Annotated in this window: 18 protein-coding genes; 14 read left to right on the top strand and 4 right to left on the bottom strand. The window is 53.6% G+C overall.

Annotated elements, in window-relative coordinates; all coding sequences use genetic code 11:
* Positions 1-205 precede the first annotated feature (205 nt).
* Positions 206-2,167, top strand: coding sequence for an ABC-F family ATP-binding cassette domain-containing protein (locus ACFVTB_RS04165; protein ID WP_387746189.1), 1,962 nt, complete (start codon positions 206-208; stop codon positions 2,165-2,167).
* A gap of 137 nt (positions 2,168-2,304) precedes the next feature.
* The gene (locus tag ACFVTB_RS04160; protein ID WP_387745611.1) at positions 2,305-2,934 is read left to right on the top strand and encodes a fumarylacetoacetate hydrolase family protein; all 630 of its coding nucleotides are present in this window, start codon (positions 2,305-2,307) and stop codon (positions 2,932-2,934) included.
* Between the two features lie 289 nt (positions 2,935-3,223).
* On the opposite strand, the gene ACFVTB_RS04155 is transcribed toward ACFVTB_RS04160, so the two are convergent.
* Both ACFVTB_RS04155 and trxB read right to left on the bottom strand, forming a co-directional pair.
* Positions 3,224-3,658, bottom strand: a complete 435-nt coding sequence (locus tag ACFVTB_RS04155) for a Dps family protein (RefSeq protein WP_387745608.1) — start codon at positions 3,656-3,658, stop codon at positions 3,224-3,226.
* Between the two features lie 299 nt (positions 3,659-3,957).
* Entirely contained in the window at positions 3,958-4,902 is a 945-nt protein-coding gene (gene trxB, locus ACFVTB_RS04150; RefSeq protein WP_387746187.1) for a thioredoxin-disulfide reductase, read from the bottom strand.
* 141 nt (positions 4,903-5,043) lie between these two features.
* Between trxB and ACFVTB_RS04145 the strand changes: the two genes are divergently transcribed.
* From ACFVTB_RS04145 to ACFVTB_RS04115, 7 genes are all read left to right on the top strand, one after another.
* Positions 5,044-5,718 (top strand): response regulator transcription factor, encoded by a 675-nt coding sequence (locus ACFVTB_RS04145; RefSeq protein WP_387745605.1) that lies wholly within the window; start codon positions 5,044-5,046, stop codon positions 5,716-5,718.
* Positions 5,715-7,166, top strand: a complete 1,452-nt coding sequence (locus tag ACFVTB_RS04140) for a sensor histidine kinase (RefSeq protein ID WP_387745602.1) — start codon at positions 5,715-5,717, stop codon at positions 7,164-7,166. The genes ACFVTB_RS04145 and ACFVTB_RS04140 overlap by 4 nt, the downstream gene beginning before the upstream one ends.
* 61 nt (positions 7,167-7,227) lie before the next feature.
* A complete protein-coding gene (gene galU / locus ACFVTB_RS04135) occupies positions 7,228-8,109 on the top strand; it encodes a UTP--glucose-1-phosphate uridylyltransferase GalU (protein ID WP_387745599.1) in 882 nt (293 codons plus the stop codon).
* A gap of 255 nt (positions 8,110-8,364) precedes the next feature.
* Entirely contained in the window at positions 8,365-10,035 is a 1,671-nt protein-coding gene (locus tag ACFVTB_RS04130) for a ribulokinase (RefSeq protein WP_387745596.1), read from the top strand.
* A 156-nt stretch (positions 10,036-10,191) separates the two neighbouring features.
* On the top strand, positions 10,192-10,710 hold the full coding sequence (locus tag ACFVTB_RS04125) for a DinB family protein (protein ID WP_387745593.1): 519 nt from the start codon (positions 10,192-10,194) through the stop codon (positions 10,708-10,710).
* A 415-nt stretch (positions 10,711-11,125) separates the two neighbouring features.
* Positions 11,126-12,367 (top strand): FxLYD domain-containing protein, encoded by a 1,242-nt coding sequence (locus tag ACFVTB_RS04120; RefSeq protein ID WP_387745590.1) that lies wholly within the window; start codon positions 11,126-11,128, stop codon positions 12,365-12,367.
* Between the two features lie 30 nt (positions 12,368-12,397).
* On the top strand, positions 12,398-13,558 hold the full coding sequence (locus tag ACFVTB_RS04115) for a S1C family serine protease (RefSeq protein WP_387745587.1): 1,161 nt from the start codon (positions 12,398-12,400) through the stop codon (positions 13,556-13,558).
* A gap of 142 nt (positions 13,559-13,700) precedes the next feature.
* On the opposite strand, the gene ACFVTB_RS04110 is transcribed toward ACFVTB_RS04115, so the two are convergent.
* Together ACFVTB_RS04110 and ACFVTB_RS04105 are read right to left on the bottom strand one after the other, a co-directional pair.
* Entirely contained in the window at positions 13,701-14,546 is an 846-nt protein-coding gene (locus tag ACFVTB_RS04110) for a hypothetical protein (protein ID WP_387745584.1), read from the bottom strand.
* 276 nt (positions 14,547-14,822) lie between these two features.
* Positions 14,823-15,437, bottom strand: a complete 615-nt coding sequence (locus ACFVTB_RS04105) for a superoxide dismutase (RefSeq protein ID WP_387745581.1) — start codon at positions 15,435-15,437, stop codon at positions 14,823-14,825.
* Between the two features lie 370 nt (positions 15,438-15,807).
* Between ACFVTB_RS04105 and ACFVTB_RS04100 the strand changes: the two genes are divergently transcribed.
* The 5 genes from ACFVTB_RS04100 (at position 15,808) to queG (ending at position 19,230) form a co-directional block, all read left to right on the top strand.
* Positions 15,808-16,230, top strand: coding sequence for a GNAT family N-acetyltransferase (locus ACFVTB_RS04100; protein WP_387745578.1), 423 nt, complete (start codon positions 15,808-15,810; stop codon positions 16,228-16,230).
* A gap of 134 nt (positions 16,231-16,364) precedes the next feature.
* Entirely contained in the window at positions 16,365-16,937 is a 573-nt protein-coding gene (locus tag ACFVTB_RS04095; protein WP_387746185.1) for a DUF402 domain-containing protein, read from the top strand.
* Between the two features lie 6 nt (positions 16,938-16,943).
* A complete protein-coding gene (lepB, locus tag ACFVTB_RS04090) occupies positions 16,944-17,537 on the top strand; it encodes a signal peptidase I (protein WP_387745576.1) in 594 nt (197 codons plus the stop codon).
* Positions 17,538-17,548: 11 nt separating this feature from the next.
* On the top strand, positions 17,549-17,986 hold the full coding sequence (gene rnhA / locus ACFVTB_RS04085) for a ribonuclease HI (protein WP_387745573.1): 438 nt from the start codon (positions 17,549-17,551) through the stop codon (positions 17,984-17,986).
* A gap of 77 nt (positions 17,987-18,063) precedes the next feature.
* Positions 18,064-19,230 carry a tRNA epoxyqueuosine(34) reductase QueG gene (gene queG / locus ACFVTB_RS04080; protein ID WP_387745570.1) on the top strand — a complete coding sequence of 389 codons (1,167 nt, stop codon included), beginning with the start codon at positions 18,064-18,066 and terminating at the stop codon, positions 19,228-19,230.
* Positions 19,231-19,283 lie beyond the last annotated feature (53 nt).

Genomic DNA, 19,283 nt, shown 5'->3' with positions numbered 1-19,283 from the left:
CCGCGCGCTGGCAGTTTTCAGCGCGCGGTGTTTTGTTGTATGAGGGTGGCCGAATGACGGCATTCAGGCTGTGAACGGCTGGGCGGATTATGGTATGATACGGATGGCGGGACGCTCGGCTAGCGGACGCAGTCTGCCCACAGCAGCGTGCAAGCAAGGCGCTGAAGAGAGCTCCCGAATCCGAAGCAAAGTAGGTTGGAATGGCATGCACTTATTATCAGTTGAACATATAACAAAGAGCTACGGCGAGAAAATGCTGTTTGAAGACGTTACGTTTGGCGTCGAGGACGGCGATAAAATCGGTATAATCGGGGTCAATGGCACCGGCAAATCGACGTTCCTGAAAGTGATCGCCGGTCTGGAGCCCGCCGATTCGGGCCAAATCTCGATCGGCAGCCGAGTAACGGTGCGGATGCTTTCGCAGGACCCGGTGTTTGCAGCTGGCGAAACGGCGCTGGAGCATGTGCTCGGCGGCGACTCGCCTCAGCTGCGCGCGGTGCGCGGTTATGCGGCCGCGTTGGAGGCGCTCGAGTTGAATCCGAGCGATGAGCCGTTGCAGCAGCAGCTCATCGAAGCAAACCAGAAGATGGACGAGTACGATGCCTGGCAGCTGGAGAGCGAGGCGAAAATTGCGCTTGCGAAGCTGGGGATACTGGACAGCGAAGCAAAGGTCGAGACGATGTCCGGCGGACAGCGCAAACGGGTGGCGATGGCTGCGGCGCTGCTGCAGCCGTCGGAAGTGCTGATTTTGGACGAACCGACCAACCATATCGACAACGACTCGGTCGCGTGGCTCGAAGGCATGCTGCAAAAGCGCAAAGGAGCGCTGCTGATGATTACGCATGATCGGTACTTCCTGGATCGCGTCAGCAATCGCGTCATCGAGCTGGATAGAGGCAGCGCCTATTTCTACCAGGCTAATTACAGCCGCTTTCTGGAGCTAAAGCTGGAGCGGGAGGAGCGGGAAGCGGCGAGCGAAAGCAAGCGCCAAAACCTGCTGCGCAACGAGCTGGCCTGGATTAGACGAGGAGCAAAGGCGCGGACGACGAAGCAGAAAGCGCGTATCGACCGGTTTGAAGCATTGAAGGAGCAGGCGCCAAAACAAGCGTCGGGCAAAATGGACGTGTCGGTGGCTTCGACCCGTTTGGGCAAAAAGATTATCGAAATCGAACATATCGCCAAATCGTTTGGCGAACGCAGCATCATTCGCGATTTCAGCTACATCGCCGTGCCCGAGGATCGTGTCGGCATCGTTGGCCGGAACGGAAGCGGCAAGTCGACGCTGCTGAAGATGATCGAAGGAAAGCTTCAGCCGGACGGCGGCTCCATCGAACTCGGCCCGACCGTCAATCTCGGATGGTTCACGCAGGAGCATGAGGAAATGGACGAATCGATGCGTGTCATCGAATATATCCGCGAAGGAGCAGAGCAGGTAAGCACGGCAGACGGCACGACGATATCGGCGGGTCAAATGCTGGAACGTTTTCTGTTCGCGCCAGCGATGCAGTGGTCGCTCATTTCGAAGCTGTCCGGCGGGGAAAAAAGACGGCTGCAGCTGCTGCGGGTATTGATGAATGCACCTAACGTTTTGCTGCTGGACGAACCGACCAACGATTTGGATATTGCGACGCTGACGGTACTGGAAGATTATTTGGACGATTTCCCGGGCGTTGTGTTCGTGGTATCCCACGACCGGTATTTCCTCGATCGGACTGTTGATAAAATAATCGCTTTCGAAGGCAATGGCGTGCTGTCTCTGCACACGGGCAATTATTCCGACTACCAGGATTACGTAAGCAAGCACGGGACCGATCCGGGCTCCGCCGCTGTATCCGGCGGCGGCGCTAAGATGGCTTCGGCCAAAGCTGCCGCCAAGCCGGCAGAGTCTGCTGCGGACGCGGCGGAGCCGAAGATGAGCGATAAGCCGCTGCGCATGTCCTATAAGGACCAGAAGGACTATGAGCAGATCGATGGCTTGATTGCAGAAACGGAAGCGCAGTTGCAAGCGGTAGGCGAGCAAATGGAGCAATCCGGCAGCGATTCCGTGCTGCTGCAGAAGCTCGTTCAGGAGCAGGAGCAGCTGGAGTCGAAGCTGGAGCAACTGCTTGACCGTTGGACGGAGCTGAACGAGCTGGCGGAGAAAATCGCTTCACAGAAGAAGGGATAAGCGAACTAGCCGTCTCGAGAAGATCCAGCGATCTATAGCGAAACGGCGGACGGCGCGAGTGCTTCGCGCCTAACTAACCGTCTCGCCTATCGACAGTATTCATCGTAGCGTACAAAACGGGAAGGACGAGAGCGCAAATGGAAAACATTCGTAATATTTATTGCGTAGGCCGCAATTACCGTCTGCATGCAGAGGAGCTTGGCAATGAGGTGCCGACGGCGCCGCTTCTGTTCACGAAGCCGACGCACGCGGCAGTGCCGATGAACGGAAACGAGATCGAGCTTCCCGGCGGCAAGGGCGAGGTGCATTTCGAGCTGGAACTGGTGCTGCGGGTAGGGCAGCGTCTGGAGCCGGGCATGGAGCCGGACGACGTGATCGACGGCTTCACGCTAGGTCTTGATTTGACGCTGCGCGACGTACAGTCGGTATTAAAGGCAAAAGGATTGCCTTGGCTCGAGGCGAAAGGCTTCAAAAACTCGGCTACATTAGGCGAGTGGCTGCCTTATCCCGGCGAAGAAGGGCTGAAAGCGAAAGATTTCGAGCTGCTGCGCAACGGGGTAAGGGCGCAAATCGGCAACTCCTCCGATATGCTGTTCAGCATTGGCAGGCTGATTCGCCATATCGACGAGGCATACGGCCTCGGTCCTGGCGATTTGATCTACACAGGCACGCCGGCCGGCGTCGCTGCGCTTGTCGACGGCGACAAGCTGGAGGCGCTATGGGGCGGCGAGACGGCGGCCAGCTGCACGATTAAGCTGATGGGGTAAGGCCGCCTCGCTAGATTATGGCTCCCGTGCGGATGACGCTGAGTGCCGCCTAAGCAAGTAAGGCAAGGTAGGGCGTCCAAGTCAGGCAGCCTTCTTATGATGAGGCACAACAGTATGACATATAGCCGCATGACGGCGGTCTCTAAATGATGAAAAGACGCATCCAATTCCGCAATGAGCGCGGAGCAGGATGCGTCTTTTTTTGCCTTAGCCATTCCTAGCTGAGAGCAGGACAGGCAGGGAAGCCAGAAAACGGTCGGCCTAGCCATGCCCTTCGATTCTTAAACGTTTAGGAGTTGAAAGCACGGAGCATCCACACATGCTTCTCAAGCGTCGTGTGAATGGCTAGCAACATATCGGCTGTCGTTTCGTCCCCGTCCGCTTGCGCGATAGCCATGCCTTCTTTCAACTCGCCGATGACGGCGGAGAAATCGGCGATCAGTGCGTCGACCATTTGAGTCGCCGTCTCAGTTCCGCTCGCTTCGTTAATGCTGGACGTGTTCAAGTATTCCCGCATCGTCGCGATCGGAGAGCCTTGCAGCGCCAGCAGCCGCTCCGCGATCTCGTCGACATGAAGCGCCGCTTCCTCATAGAACTCTTGGAATTTTACGTGCAATGTGAAAAATTGCGTTCCTTTTACATACCAATGATAGTTGTGCAGCTTGATGTACAGTACGCTCCAGTTGGCGATTTGCTTATTTAGTACCGCATGAGTTGTTGTCATTCGATCTCATCCTTTCCGGGATTTAGTTTGCGCCGACCCTTCCAAGTTTATGCCAGAGAAGAGTGGACGATTGGCTGTTGTTTATATTAATTTCTTAATTAGAATTATTACAAAATAAGAATGAAAAGTCAACCCCTATATGGAAAAAGACCGTCGCCCCCATCAACAAGAAGAAGCAGTTTGCTGAGTTCGCAAAGACATGATGGGTATGAACAAAAAAAGACACCGCGCCCGTCAATTAAACGGGGCGATGCCTAATCATGGCTTGCGATAGATTCGACTATTACGTCAGCGCAACGTTATACGTTAGCCGGTTGTCCGTGGCTGCTTTCCTCCAAAAACCGCTCGCAGTCCAGTGCGGCCATAGCGCCGCTGCCTGCCGCCGTTATAGCTTGGCGGTATTGGCGATCCTGAACGTCGCCGCAGGCGAAGACACCCGGAATGTTGGTCTCGGTCGTTCCTGGCTTCACAAGGATGTAGCCCTGCTCGTCAGTCGTAATTTGTCCGTCGAGGAAGCCGGTGTTCGGCGTGTGGCCGATTGCGATAAATACGCCGTCGCTCGCGACGACTTCTTCTTCGCCGGTCTCATTGTTGCGAACCTTCAGCCCTTGCAGCCCCTGATCGCCTGCGACAACTTCAAGCGGCGTGCGGTTCAGGCCCCAGCTGATTTTTTCGTTCGCGCGGGCGCGGTCTTGCATAATTTTCGAGGCGCGCAGCTCATTGCGGCGGTTGACGACGGTTACCTCGGAAGCGAAGCGGGTCAGGAAGACCGCTTCTTCCATTGCGGAATCGCCGCCGCCGACGATAACGAGCTTTTTGCCCCGGAAGAAGAAGCCGTCGCAGGTCGCGCAGGTGCTGACTCCGCGTCCGATATTGTCCTGCTCGCCCGGAATGCCAAGATATCTGGCGGAGGCGCCAGTCGAGATAATGACCGATTCGGCTTTCAACTCACCAATGCCTTCAACGTCAAGCGTGAAAGGACGCTCGCTGAAATCGACGCTTTTCACCGAGCCGGTGCGGAACGTTGCGCCGAAGCGCTGTGCTTGCTTGCGCATATTGGACATTAATTCGCTGCCGAGAATGCCTTCCGGAAAACCGGGGAAGTTCTCAACTTCGGTCGTCGTTGTCAGCTGGCCGCCTGGCTGCCAGCCTTCGATAACGAGCGGTTCCATATTGGCGCGCGCCAGGTAGATCGCGGCCGTTAAACCGGCTGGGCCGGTGCCGATAATAATTGCTTTATGCATCATAGATCCCTCCGTTATAAATCGGTATCGAAATATTAGTTTAAAATTATTGCAATCTACCTGGAAAGTCAAACATGTTCATCTTAATTTCATGTTGCTGTATTAAGGTAGTGGGATAGACGTTATTTCGGAGGGATACCAATGGCAAAAGTGCTGGTCGTCGACGACGATCCGAATATTCGCGAGCTGGTCGCTCTCTTCCTGCTGCGGGAAGGCTGCGACATTATAGAGGCCAAGGACGGCGAGGACGCCTTGTCGCGTCTGGATGAAGTGCGGCCGGATTTGGCTATTATCGACGTCATGATGCCGAGAAAGGATGGCTGGGCGCTGTGCGCGGAGCTGCGGGAGGCCTACGATCTGCCGATTATTATGCTGACGGCGAAAGGTGAGACGGCCCACAAAGTAAGAGGCTTCGAACAAGGTGCCGACGACTATGTGGTCAAGCCCTTCGATCCGCCGGAATTGGTCATGCGGGTGAAGGCGCTGCTTAAACGTTATCGGATCGCAACTTCGCGGCAGCTTGAATTCGGCCGGGTGAGCATGGACCGCAGCGAGTTGTGTGCGCTCTCGCGCGGGGTGGAGGTGCCGATGCCGCCGAAGGAATTCGACCTGCTGTTCAAGCTTGGGAGCTATCCCGGCAAAACCTTTACAAGAGAGCATTTGATCGAGCAGCTTTGGGGAATGGATTACGAGGGCGACGAGCGAACGGTTGACGTTCATATTAAGAGGCTGCGGGAACGGTTCCCCGAGGAGACGTCCGGTTTTCGGATCGTTACGATACGGGGTCTCGGCTATCGGCTGGAAGAGCGGCTATGATCCGGAGTCTCTATGTACGAATTACGGCTACTTTTCTGCTCATTGTTCTGATTAGCACAGGGATATCGATTTTTATCGCCAATACGACGTTCAAACGGGACATGCACGGGCAATTCGAGCAGTCGCTGCGCAACACGATTGCCCGTATCGAGCAGCTGTATAACGAATCAATGCCGCGCTCGCTTCCAAGGTTTATTGAAGGCCTTTCCGGCGTTCAGGGGCTGACGATCGTGGCGATTTCGGAGCGGGGTACGATCATCTCGGCCGGGAAAAGCAGCCAGCAGCTGATTGACGGGTTGACGAGAGGAATGCTGAGCGACGTATTCGCGGGAAACGTTCGGCAATTTGAACTGAGCGGAAGAGAGGATAGCGCTCCTCCCGCGATAGGCGAAGCCGTTCGATTCGGCGGTATGCGATGGGCCCTCTTCGTAACGCCGGACCGGATGGGTGAAGTTCGCGTTTATCAACGGAATACGGTAACGATTGTCGCCACACTACTCCTGGTGGGCATTGCGCTCATTCTTGTAGCAGCCCGCTATTTGGTGAAGCCGCTCAAAATGATGAAAGCGGCGACGGGAAAAATTGCGCAGGGCGATTTCTCCGTTCAATTGCCGGCGAACCGCAAGGACGAGCTTGGCGAGCTGGCCGACAGCATTAATAGGATGGCGGTCGGCCTGTCGCAGCTCGAGACGATGCGCAGAGATTTCGTCTCCAACGTCTCGCACGAAATTCAATCGCCGCTAACCTCGATTGGCGGCTTCGCCGAAGCGCTGCGCAGCGAGCAGTTATCTGAGGCTGAGAGGAACCGTTATGTCGGCATTATTAAGCAGGAGAGCAACCGATTATCGAGATTAAGTGAGAACTTGCTGAAGCTCGCTTCCCTCGACTCGCAGCAGCATCCTTTTCATCCGCAGCCGTACAGGCTGGACCGGCAACTACGCGATGTGGTATTATCCTGCGAGCCGCAATGGGTGGCCAAGCAACTGACGGTCGAGCTGCTTATGGAAGAAACGACGATTAAGGCGGATGAGGACCAGCTCAGTCAGGTATGGATCAATTTACTGTCGAACAGCATCAAGTTTACGCCAGACGGCGGAAATGTTTCGTTTCATCTGTCGGAAAAAAACGGGAACGTCGTCGTTCGAATTGCCGATACCGGGGTCGGCATTGCCTCCGAGGAGCGGGACCGCGTGTTTGAGCGATTTTATAAATCCGACGCTTCGCGGGACCGCAGCGTTGGAGGCAGCGGTTTAGGCTTGTCTATTGTGCGTAAAATTATCGAGATTCATGGCGGTTCGATTGAAATTGAAGAGACTGACGCCGCAAGCGGAAGCGATTCATACGCGTTTGGCCGAAAGCCTGCTTCTACCGGCACGGTCTTTGTTATCCGGCTGCCGCTGCAAGGCATCCACAAGACGGAGCCAAAAAGCGAACAAGGGTATGGATAAAGTTGGCAGAAGATAGTATGATGGAAAGTAAGAAGGGTACAAGGATAAGGAGCGGTGCGATTTGAAACAGCGTGTGCGCAAAGCTATTATTCCGGCGGGCGGACTAGGAACGAGATTTCTTCCAGCGACGAAGGCGCAGCCGAAGGAAATGCTTCCCATCATTGATAAACCGGCGATTCAATATATTGTGGAAGAGGCTGTTCGTTCCGGCATCGAGAGCATCGTTATCGTCAGCGGCCGCCACAAGCGGGCAATTGAGGACCATTTCGATAAATCTTATGAACTGGAGGCCGAATTGGAAGAGAGGGGCAACGAGCTCATGCTAGACGTTGTCCGCCAAATTTCAAAGCTGGCTGACATTTATTACGTTCGTCAAAAGGAACCGCTGGGGCTCGGCCACGCGGTATTGTGCGCTAGAAGATTTATCGGCGACGAGCCGTGCGCCGTTTTGCTTGGTGACGATATCTTAACGTCGGAGCCGCCTTGCTTGAAGCAGATGATCGATATTTACGAGCGCAGGCAATCTTCGGTCGTTGCCGTGATGGAGGTGCCTTGGGATCAGACGCATAAATACGGCATTGTCGATTTCGATCCGGCAAGCAAGGAAGGGCTGCTTCGTGATCTCGTAGAGAAGCCTCTTCCGGGACTGGCGCCTTCCAACTGGGCGGTTGTTGGCCGCTATGTGCTGGAGCCAGCGGTATTCGATCTGCTTGAGCGGGCGAAACCGGGCAAGGCTGGTGAAATTCAACTGACGGACAGCCTTCAGCAGTTGAACCGTATTTCGCCTCTTACGGGCTTCCGTTTTACGGGCAGAAGGCATGATGTCGGCGACAAGCTGGGCTTCGTACAGGCGACGATTGATTTCGCGCTGGAGCGGGAGGATCTGTCCGCTGACGTGAAGCAGTACTTGCTTGAACGACTGGCGCAAGTGGAAGGCCGTTAAGGCGCCGCGAATAAAGCCGTTTCTGGACTTGTTTGTCCAGAAGCGGCTTTTTATTCAGATGTGATCGACGATCGTTTCTTTCCAGATTGCGAATGGTATCGAGCGCTTTGCGGAAGCGGCCCCAATGCGTCAAACTTATGCTATACTTGAGCAAATGCCGGAACGCTCATTGGAGAGCGTTAAATGATGAAAGCGCTCGCTTTTTAGGCGCTTGCTGTACGAGATTACTTATTCACGATGGGAGACGACGCAACTATGGGTAAAAAGTACGCAATCGGCATCGACTACGGCACGCAATCAGGAAGAGCGGTGTTAGTTGATCTTTCGAACGGATTTGAAGTAGCTGAACATGTAACCGCTTACCGCCATCATGTAATCGACGAGAGGCTTCCTTCCACCGGAGCTCGGCTGGAATCGGATTGGGCGCTGCAGCATCCAGCCGATTACATGGAAGTGCTGGAGCAATCGGTGCCGGCTGTCTTACTGCAAGCGGGGATCGATCCCGCCGATGTGATCGGCCTCGGTATCGATTTTACCGCCTGCACCATGCTGCCAATCGATACGGAAGGAACGCCTCTTTGCTTGCAAGATGCGTACAAAGACCATCCCCACAGCTGGGTAAAGCTGTGGAAGCATCATGCCGCGCAGGATGAAGCGAATCTCATTAACGAGCTGGCCGCTCGTCGGGGAGAGTCTTTCCTGGCGCGCTACGGAGGGAAATTGTCTTCGGAGTGGATGCTTGCCAAAGTATGGCAGGTCCTAAACGAAGCGCCGGATATTTATGAGCGGACCGACCGGTTTGTCGAAGCGGCGGATTGGGTCGTCGCGGAAATGACCGGACGTTTTGTCCGTAATAGCTGCACCGCTGGTTACAAGGCGACTTGGCATAAGCGGGACGGCTACCCTAGCCGCGAATTTCTGGCGGCGCTTGATCCGAGACTGGCCGATCTTGCCGAGACGAAGCTGCGCGGTGACGTGCTCCCGCTCGGATCGAAAGCGGGCGAGCTGACGGCGGCGATGGCAGAACGGATGGGTCTTGCTGCTGGAACGGCAGTAGCGGTTGCCGTCATCGATGCGCATGCGGGCGTGCCGGGCGTCGGCGTCGTCACGCCAGGAAAGCTGGTGATGGCGATGGGGACGTCCACTTGTCATCTGCTGCTCGGTCATGAGGAGAAGGAAGTCGAAGGGATGTGCGGCGTTGTAGAGGACGGCATTATACCTGGCTATTACGGTTACGAAGCGGGACAATCGGCAGTTGGCGATATTTTCGAATGGTATGTGGAGGAGGCCGTGCCAGGCTATGTTCGCGATGAAGCCGAGCGGGAAGGCGTCAACATCCACGTCTATCTGGAGCGGAAGGCGTCTGAGCTTGCTGTGGGCGAATCCGGTTTGCTGGCGCTCGATTGGTGGAACGGCAATCGCTCGGTCCTCGTCGATACCGATTTGACCGGTACGATCGTCGGCCTGACGCTGCTGACAAAGCCTTGGGAGATCTACCGGGTGCTGCTGGAAGCGACCGCTTTCGGCACCCGCAAAATTATCGAAGCTTTTCACGGCAGCGGCGTTGAAGTGAACGAGCTGTACGCATGCGGCGGCTTGCCGCAAAAGAACCGGTTGTTTATGCAAATTTATGCGGACGTGACCAATCGCGAGATTAAGGTAGCAGCTTCGAAACAGACGCCGGCGATTGGCGCGGCGATGTTCGGAGCGGTAGCCGCGGGAGCAGACAGAGGCGGCTACGACAGCGTGGTGGATGCGGCGGAGCGAATGGCCCGCGTGCAGGAGGAGACATTCCGTCCAATTCCGGCGAACGTCGCGGTTTACGATAAGCTGTATGCCGAATATAATGAGCTTCACGACTACTACGGACGCGGAGCGAATGATGTCATGAAGCGTTTGAAAGCGATCAAAGAGTCATCCCTCTAAGAATGACAGCCGGTCTTACCGGTGGATAATGGAAGACGCAGCCCGAGCGGCTTGCGTCTTTTTTTTGTTGGAAATGGATGGCATGACTTGAACGTGCTATAATTTCCATGAGAGAAAGCCTTTGAACCTGACCTGTACGACAAGGAGGGAGAAAGTATGATCAACACTGTTCCGAGCGCAGACGAATATACGGAGTATCAGAGCACCTATGTCCGATTGGTTCCTGATGGAGATATTCTCGCGATTTTGCGAGAGCAGTTAGCGGATACCCGCGCCCTGATGAGCTCGCTGACAGACTCGCAAGCGGAGTTTCGTTACGCGGAAGGCAAATGGAGCTTGAAAGAAGTGGTCGCCCATATAGCGGACAACGAGCGAATTATGGCCTATCGGCTGCTGGCTGTGGCCAGAGGAGATCAGACCTCGCTGCCTGGATACGATCAGGACGAGTACATAGCGACAGTTGATCTTGCCTCCGTTCCTCTCGCCGTGCTGGTTGAAGATTTCGCCGCTGTAAGAATCGCTACCCTCTCGATGCTGGGACTGCTTTCAGAGGCTGCATGGCAGCGAAGGGGAACCGCTAACGGAACGACCATTTCAGTCCGGGCGCTGGCTTATATAATTGCTGGTCATGAACGGTACCATTTGAACATTTTAAAAGAGAAATATTTGATTTAATTTAAAATCAGTGCTTGACGGAAAAGGAGAAAAAGTGGAGGGGCAGAGGGATTCTGGAGAAACGAAAGTGTTCGCTTTTAAAGCATGATTCCTACCTCAAACCTCTATTAAATAAAGGAATCAGGCTTTAATGGCGATCGGAAGAACCCTCTGACCCGCAACGCTTCCCCTCACTTCAAGTCAAGCATTGATTTCGGTTTTGAGCCGAAATATTTGATTTAATGGGATTGCACAGCCGCTTACAGCTGCTTGAGGGCTGTAAGTTTTTTTTATAAATGAACTATTTTGGGTGTTCGCTCGTATATAATGACAGTACTTATTTCCAATAGATTAAAATGGAGATCATTAACTTTTTCAAGTAGAATAGAAGATGCCTAAACGAGAGAGAGAGTACCACGGCGGGAGTTGAACGGAAGTGTATTGCTTTCATTGCAAAAAAGAACATGCGAACGATGCCGTTTATTGCAGCAAATGCGGCAAATTGTTAGAAACTCGCGGATCGGGACGGAGCGTCCCTGATGAAGAGGCGGCAGCGGTCGAGCTGCAGGCGGCTGGAGAGCAACTAGCGGCTGCCATTGAAACGGGAAGATCGAGGAAAAAAACAGCAGGCGGTTCAGCAATCACCATCTGGCTTATTCCTCTTTGTATATTTGTTATAAGTGCTGGGGCTGTATTTTCCTATTATTTGTACGAATCCAATCGCAATGAGCGGGTGCTGCAGCATCAGGAGCAGGCGAAGTCCGAGGCGCTGGCCGGCCGTTACGAGCAAGCGGCTCAGCTTCTTGACGATGCGCTGCACCTGCGGCCAAGTTATACGGCAGCTCAGGCCGATCTGTCCATTGTAAATGAGGCGATATCGTTTAAGCGTTCAATCGCTGCTATCGAAAAAAAGCTGGAAAATAAGCGGGTGAACGAAGCGCTTCAGTTATTTGATCAGCTGAGGCAGCAAATGCGGGGCAGGGAAGAGCCGCTGTTTGCCAGTCTGCGCGAACAATATGACGAGCTGTCGGTACGGGTCATTGTGGAACAAACCTCGGCGGAGCTGGATCAGCTTTTGACGATAGAAGAGCTTGGATTGAAGTATAACGCGATAAGAAGCTTAAACGGCGATATCGCCTCGGCGTTGCAGAAGAAGATTGAGGACAAGCTTGCGGGGCTCACCACACAAGAAACAGAAGCGCTGCTGAAGAAGAAAAACTTCTCCGAGGCGCTCGCTGTCGTGCAGCAAGGCATGTCGTACGTAACAGGCAACGAACAACTGTTGAAGCTGTATGATAGAGTGCAGAAAGAGAAAACGAAATTCGAGCAGGCGGAGCAGCAGCGCATTGCCAACGCGATGCAGAAGGCCGCGGAAGAGGATCTGATTAATCAGACTGCCGCCGTCGAGGTCGTGAAAATCGAAACGAAGCTTGGCGAGTCCGGCGAGCTGCACATTAACGGCGAGATGAAAAATGCAGCTACCCGTCCGATCTATTCGGTAACGATTGAGTATACGGTGCATGACGCAAACGGGGATGCGATCGAATCCGGGACGGCAGAGGCGAAGCCGAGTTACATTGAAGCGGGAGAAAACTTCCATTTTGAAGGCGTCATCCAAGGCGTTGAGGATGAGAACGTGAAGGTTGTTATCGATCATGCGACCTGGTACTTGGATTAATGGTTTTCGGAAATAGGAGACGATAGAGATATGAAAAAAAGAACTTGGGGCGCTCTTGCGATTTCAATTGCGGTGCTTCTGTGCGGGGCTGCCGCGATTGTCGCAATCCGTTCGGAGCTGCCGAAGCAGCTGTCTGGCAAGCCGCTGCTTGCCAACGCCAACGGAAATGCGGCTGCCGTGAAATCGTTGAAAGATATTATTTACGAGACGCAGAAGCTTGTCGTCATGATTGAGACAGAGGACGGCAAGCAGGGCTCCGGCTTTCTGTATAATAACCAGGGCGATCTGATTACGAACGGGCATGTCGTTGCGGGAGCAAGCCGCGTCCGCATTAAGACGGCCGATGCGAGAGAGTTCGAAGGCAAAGTCATCGGCATCAGTACGGATATCGACGTTGCGGTTATTCGCGTCGCTGAATTGGCTGGAACCGAGCCGCTGCCAGTGCGCAGGGACGGGAAGGCGGAAATCGGAGATGACGTCATTGCCGTCGGCAGTCCGCTAGGCTTTCAGAATACCGTTACCACAGGTATTGTTAGCGGGCTCGGCCGCAGTTTTGAAATCGAGCCTTATACGTACAAGGACTTGTATCAAGTGTCCGCGCCTATCGCGCGAGGCAACAGCGGAGGGCCGCTTGTCGACAAGTCGACGGGAGAAGTGATCGGCATTAACTCAGCAGGTATCGACGAAGGCTCGATTGGCTTCAGTATTCCCGTTGTCAATGTGCTGGATCTTGCGGAGGCATGGTCGTCCGAGCCGATGGCTAAGCTGCCTCAGCTTGCCTTCGCCGATAATGACGGCGTTGTGCAAAAGGATGCGACAATCGGCGAGTATGCCGAATATTTAGTGACACACTTCTATGACAGTCTGAATAATGCCGATTATGTATATGCCTATTCGCTGCTGGGAGGCAACTGGAAAGCGGGAACCCGTTACGAGAGCTTCCGCGAAGGCTATATGGCGACCCGAAATGTGGTGATCGACGATATGCATGTGACGGAGAAGAATAAAGACGAGGCAACGGTCACTGCCGTTATCTCTGTGGATGAGAGAGTTGACGGGCAGTACAAGCTAAGCAAATATCAGGTCACTTACGAGGTCGGCTACGAGAACGATCAGTTGAAGCTGATAAGCGGAAAAGGCAAGGCCATTCAGCAAGGGCAAGCAAAAGCGCCTGAAGATCGGCGTAAATAAACGAGCGGGCGTCGACATTTCTGAAAAATAGGACTGGGAAGCGGCCTCCAGGTAAAAAAAGCCGCATCCGTTATCGCATTTATTCGCGATGTTGGATGCGGCTTTTTTGAGTATGCCCTTGTTGATACGGCACTGTTAACCCTTATAGCAATGGATTTTGCGGCAACTGCTCGTGAGCTTCCACGATATCGGGAGCCACAGAGGAAACGCTGGAATGAAGAGAGACATCGGAAATATCGGCGAGTTGCTCGTCGTCCGACCTATCGGATGGCGTGAAGATGAGCAGCAGCGAAACTTCGTCGTTTCGTTGGACAGGGAAATTAAGCAGCGTGCTTGGGATAATGCGGCCGTTCAGACGGAGAATGTAGCTGATTTGCCCGCCGATCGGGATACCGCTGACGGAAGCGATTTGACCGTTGAAGCCGAACCGGACGACGCCGGTTTCAGCAAGCGCTTGGGCGATGGTAAGACCTGGTCGGAAGCGAATCCGGTAGCCTTGGTTAATATTAGGGAAGGCACTTCCTCCGTTAATGAAGACGGAGACAATGCCGGCTCCGCCCGGCGGAAACGGCCACGGTCCTGGCGGAAACCACGGTCCCGGCGGGAACTGCCCCGGCCCAGGTGGGAATGGCCCTGGCCCTGGCGGGAACGGCCCCGGCCCAGGCGGGAACGGCCCCGGCCCAGGTGGGAATGGCCCTGGCCCTGGCGGGAACGGCCCCGGCCCAGGCGGGAACGGCCCCGGCCCAGGTGGGAACGGCCCCGGCCCAGGTGGGAACGGCCCCGGCCCAGGTGGAAACGGCCCATGCCCAGGCGGGAACGGCCCCGGTCCTGGCGGGAACGGCCCCGGTCCCGGTCCATGTCCTGGCCCTTGCCCTTGCCCCGATCCCTGTCCCGCACCCGTAGCAGGCATTAACATTCTCGGCCCGCCGCAGCCGCAATTGACGACGCTGCCGTCCAATGTATTGATGTACTTGTAAGTATATTTCATACAGCAGTCAGGCTCCTTCGCAAAAGATTAGGCGATTCTTTTCCATCCTATGCGGCGAATGCCTATACCGGTGCATGAACGGGCTGAACTTTGGCGCCTATCCGCGAGAAGCTTCTAATCTCGCATCGCACCGCCTATTTGCTGAATGTGCGCAGTTCTCTCTAGCACTCCATTGATTTTGCGGATAATAAAAAGAAACCCGGCGCATAGGCCGAGTTTCTTAAGCAACAAGGGCCGTCCGCATTGTAGCGGACGGCCCTTGAATGAGTAGCTCTATTATTTTGCTGCTGCTTCGTAACGTTTGCCAACTTCTGCCCAGTTCACAACGTTCCAGAACGCTGCGATGTAGTCAGGGCGTTTGTTTTGGTAGTTCAGGTAGTAAGCATGCTCCCAAACGTCCAGACCGAGAAGCGGAGTTTCGCCTTCGAAGATCGGGCTGTCTTGGTTAGGCAGGCTGTATACTTTCAGCTTGCCGTCTTTTACAGCCAGGAACGCCCAACCGCTGCCGAAACGAGTAGTAGCTGCTTTAGCAAACTCAGCTTTGAACGCGTCGAAGCCGCCCAGCTCGCTGTCGATAGCTGCTGCAAGCGCGCCAGTTGGAGCGCCGCCGCCGTTTGGTCCGATAACTTCCCAGAACAGGGAGTGGTTAGCATGGCCGCCGCCATTGTTGCGAACCGCTGTTTTGATCGCTTCAGGAACGATTGCCAGGTTGTTGGCAAGCAGTTCTTCCAACGATTTGTCTTGCAGCTCAGGAGCGGATTCCAGAGCGGCGTTCAGGTTTGTTACATACGTATTGTGGTGACGGTCATGGTGAATTTCCATCGTCAACGCATCGATATGCGGTTCCAGAGCGTTGTTCGCGTATTGCAGAGCAGGTAATTGATGAGCCATTATTAACAGCCTCCTAATAAGTTGGGATATGTAAATCTCTTTTATTATTATCCCTTATCCGACTAAATAAATCAACATTAAATATACATAAATGTTTAAAAAGTCGGTAAAGATTTTATCGACCCTCAATCTCCTTCTTCTATGACTTAAGACCCTCCTAAATTAACGAAAAGTCAAGGAAAACGGATTTATCCGGAGTAAATAGGAAAAAACTGCTTGTAAGCGCTTAATATAAAGCGTTTTCAACAATATTTTACGTTTTTCTTTAATTTTTTAAATTATTTTTATATAATTGAGAAGGAAATATAAAAACAATGTCGTATTTTATATACTTGCAGCACTATGACAGGGTATAGAAGGTGTTTATTTAATGAACGTTCGTTCCTTCCAGTTATCTGATTACAGACCACTAACGACACTCCTCGAGGAAGTCCTTACTGAAGAGTGCTACGAGCAAACAATGGAAGCTTTTGCGCGTCAATTGTCATGGGACAGTGAGCTTGTTCTGGTCGCTGTCGACCAATCAGAAGTTGTAGGTATGATTATCGGTACGATAGATAATAATAAAGGCTATTATTATCGCATTGCGGTCCATCCTGACCATCAACGGAAAGGGATTGGAAAGCTGCTCATACAGTCCCTGCGTCAGCGCTTCGAACAGCGCAATGTTCAGAAAATACTCATTACTGTCGATGAGCACAACGAGCCGGTTTTGTCGTTGTATGAATCGATGGGCTATGCCGCGAACGACTTTTTCCGTTCGTTTCATAAACTAAGCATTATAGCAGGTTAGCCGGCGCGATTCATTGCAGGCGGCCATTTTGCAGGGCATATCTGCATCGCCATTGCTTTTGGGGATGAGATATGCTTTTCTATTTATATACAGGACAGTAGGGAATGAAGATACAGATTGGCGAGGAGAACGGCATGGCCAACTATCAGCATTGCATGATAAAAAGCTTTAAGCATGACGGGCGTCTTCATCGCACCTGGCAGCGCAATTGGCGGATACCGGACGAATGGCTTGCGCCGCGGCATCGGGAAGAAGAGATGATTGTGCTGATCAATCGTCAAACGCCGATTTTGGAGTCCGACGGCAAGCTGTGGGTGAGCAAGGTGCCGGCTGTCTCCTTTTTCATACCGGGCCAGTGGTTTAACGTTGTTGCATTATTGGAGCAGACAGGCATTCGCTACTATTGCAATGTCGCCTCGCCTCCATATGTGCATGATAACGTGCTGACTTACATCGATTACGATCTCGACGTGATTCGAACGGCTGACGGAATGCGGCATGTTGTCGATCAGGACGAGTACGACCTGCACCGCATCGCTTATCATTATCCGAAAATGGTGGAGGATAAAGTGCAGCAAGGTCTTAGCGCGCTGCTGTCCCGGATGGATCGCGGGCAGGAGCCTTTTGAAGAAAAACATATTCGGTCCTATTACGACAGCTGGTATGAACAATTCGGCAATTGCGATAGCGAAAGCGAAAGCGAGTGATAACCGTTGAACAACACCTCCTCTTCGAATGAAGCGATAACGGAAGACGCAGGCGGCGACAGGACGTCAAAGCCATCCTGGCTTTTGGAAGCGTGGGAGTGGACAAGAACGATTGCGATTTCGTTCGCCATCGTGATGGCGCTGCATCTATTCGTGTTTAATTTGTCTACGGTGGAAGGCCGCTCGATGGAGCCTACCCTTCACGAAAAGGAGTGGCTGTTCGTTAACAAGCTCGTATATTTGATCGGCAGTCCAAAAGCAGGAGATGTCGTCATTCTGGTAGACCCTGTGGCTACCGGCGAGAAACGGGAATTTCTGGTTAAAAGGATCGTTGGCGTACCAGGCGATCGGCTGGAGATTTATAATCAGGAGCTGTATCGCAACGGACTGAAGGTTAGCGAGCCGTATATAGATTCGAAAATCGAAGATATGGATTTTATGCCGGTTACCGTTGAAAAAGGCTTTTATTTTGTAATGGGCGACAACCGTCATGCAAGGGCGAGCAAGGACAGCCGAATGTTCGGGGCCGTACCGGAATCGCTCATACGCGGCAGAGCCGAATTTATAGTATGGCCGCTCGAAGAGTTGCGAGGGCTTTAGGAGAATAGGCGATGAAGGAAGTTACGATTTATACGGACGGGGCTTGCTCAGGCAATCCGGGACCGGGCGGCTGGGGAGCCGTTCTTTTTTACGGAGCGCACCGCAAAGAGCTGTCCGGGGGAGAAGCGGATACGACGAACAACCGGATGGAGATTGCAGCGGTTATTGAAGCGCTGCGCATTTTGAAGGAACCGTGCTCCGTCAAGGTATACAGTGATTCGGCTTATGTCGTCAATTGCTTTCAGAAGGGCTGGATTCACGGCTGGCTCCGCAACGGATGGAAGAACAGCAAGAAAGAGCCTGTCGAGAATCAGGATCTTTGGAAGGCGTTATGGGAGTTGATGAAGCTTCATAAGGTCGAGTATATAAAAGTAAAAGGGCACAGCGACAACGAATGGAATAATCGCTGCGACGAGCTGGCCAGAGGGGCGATCAAGCGTCTCGCTTGACGAGAAGCTTCTGCGTCATTCGGAAGTTTGTCCGGCTCATCGCGATGCGGCTTAGATGTTAACGGGAGGGAAAAGCGATGAAGGACGGCGACCGCTGGATGCGGTTAAAAGAAGAAATGCTGGATGCGGCGGCTTCGCTCGGCATTGACAAAATCGGCGTTGCTTCCGCAGATCCATTCATTGAGCTGAAGCAGATTCTGATCCGCCACCGGGAGCTTGGCAGAGAGTCCGGCTTCGAGGAACCGGATCTCGACAAGCGGACAAACCCGTCTTTGTTGTTCGACAGCCCGCAATCGATTATAGCTATTGCCATTGCGTACCCGTCCAAGCTGGTCGATCCGCCCAAGTCAGAGCCTGGGGCAAGAAGAGGGATAATAGCCCGGGCGTCGTGGGGGCAGGATTATCATACGGTGCTGCGGGACAGGCTGAGCAAGCTGGAGGCGTGGCTGAAGGAAAGAGTGCCTGAGCTTCGAGTCGAAAGCATGGTCGACACCGGCGCTTTGTCCGATCGGGCGGTCGCGGAACGGGCTGGCCTTGGCTGGGGCGGTAAAAACTGCATGATCATGAACGATGAGCTTGGCTCATGGATTTATCTCGGCGAGATGATTACGAATTTGCCGCTTCCGCCGGACAAGCCGCTCGCGGACGGCTGCGGGGAATGCACGAAATGCATCGATGCATGTCCGACAGGAGCGCTGGTCGGTCCGGGACAACTGGACTCCAAGCGCTGTATTTCTTTTCTTACGCAAACGAAGGGCTTTTTGGAAGACGAGGTTATGCGCAAAATCGGCAATCGGTTGTACGGTTGCGATACATGTCAGACGGTTTGTCCGGTGAATAGACGGAAAAACTGGACGCATCATCCCGAGCTGCAGCCCGATCATGAGCTGGTCAAACCGCTGCTCGTTCCTTTGCTGACAATCGGCAACCGGGAATTCAAAGAGCGTTACGGCAGTATGTCCTCCGCATGGCGGGGGAAAAAGCCGATTCAGCGAAACGCCGTTATCGCGCTTGGCAATTTTAAAGAAAAGAGTGCGGTCGGCGATCTTATCGGCGTGCTTCAAGACGATCCGCGTCCGGTCATGAGAGGAACTGCTGCTTGGTCGCTCGGCAAAATCGGCGGCGAGGAAGCGGAAGCGGCATTGCAGGCGGCTGTGCTCAAGGAAACCGATGAGGAAGCGAAGGTTTATATCGAACGGGCAATGGCGGAAATGGCCGAATGCAGTGAGATGGAGTCCATTTAATGTTGATCGCGTTGATGTTCCGGGTGAAGGGATGGAGCGTATCAACAACAGGA

It is taken from the genome of Paenibacillus sp. NPDC058071, from assembly GCF_042885235.1.
In the GTDB taxonomy this organism is placed as follows: domain Bacteria; phylum Bacillota; class Bacilli; order Paenibacillales; family Paenibacillaceae; genus Pristimantibacillus.
Note: the sequence above shows the minus strand (reverse complement) of the source record. Positions and strands in the feature narration are given on the sequence as shown.

Excerpts from the sequence above, each read along its gene's own strand:
- ACFVTB_RS04165 (WP_387746189.1), top strand. The coding sequence starts at position 206 with ATGCACTTATTATCAGTTGAACATATAACAAAGAGCTACGGCGAGAAA.
- ACFVTB_RS04160 (WP_387745611.1), top strand. The coding sequence starts at position 2,305 with ATGGAAAACATTCGTAATATTTATTGCGTAGGCCGCAATTACCGTCTG.
- ACFVTB_RS04155 (WP_387745608.1), bottom strand. The coding sequence starts at position 3,658 with ATGACAACAACTCATGCGGTACTAAATAAGCAAATCGCCAACTGGAGC.
- trxB (WP_387746187.1), bottom strand. The coding sequence starts at position 4,902 with ATGCATAAAGCAATTATTATCGGCACCGGCCCAGCCGGTTTAACGGCC.
- ACFVTB_RS04145 (WP_387745605.1), top strand. The coding sequence starts at position 5,044 with ATGGCAAAAGTGCTGGTCGTCGACGACGATCCGAATATTCGCGAGCTG.
- ACFVTB_RS04140 (WP_387745602.1), top strand. The coding sequence starts at position 5,715 with ATGATCCGGAGTCTCTATGTACGAATTACGGCTACTTTTCTGCTCATT.
- ACFVTB_RS04130 (WP_387745596.1), top strand. The coding sequence starts at position 8,365 with ATGGGTAAAAAGTACGCAATCGGCATCGACTACGGCACGCAATCAGGA.
- ACFVTB_RS04125 (WP_387745593.1), top strand. The coding sequence starts at position 10,192 with ATGATCAACACTGTTCCGAGCGCAGACGAATATACGGAGTATCAGAGC.
- ACFVTB_RS04115 (WP_387745587.1), top strand. The coding sequence starts at position 12,398 with ATGAAAAAAAGAACTTGGGGCGCTCTTGCGATTTCAATTGCGGTGCTT.
- ACFVTB_RS04110 (WP_387745584.1), bottom strand. The coding sequence starts at position 14,546 with ATGAAATATACTTACAAGTACATCAATACATTGGACGGCAGCGTCGTC.
- ACFVTB_RS04105 (WP_387745581.1), bottom strand. The coding sequence starts at position 15,437 with ATGGCTCATCAATTACCTGCTCTGCAATACGCGAACAACGCTCTGGAA.
- ACFVTB_RS04100 (WP_387745578.1), top strand. The coding sequence starts at position 15,808 with ATGAACGTTCGTTCCTTCCAGTTATCTGATTACAGACCACTAACGACA.
- ACFVTB_RS04095 (WP_387746185.1), top strand. The coding sequence starts at position 16,365 with ATGGCCAACTATCAGCATTGCATGATAAAAAGCTTTAAGCATGACGGG.
- rnhA (WP_387745573.1), top strand. The coding sequence starts at position 17,549 with ATGAAGGAAGTTACGATTTATACGGACGGGGCTTGCTCAGGCAATCCG.
- queG (WP_387745570.1), top strand. The coding sequence starts at position 18,064 with ATGAAGGACGGCGACCGCTGGATGCGGTTAAAAGAAGAAATGCTGGAT.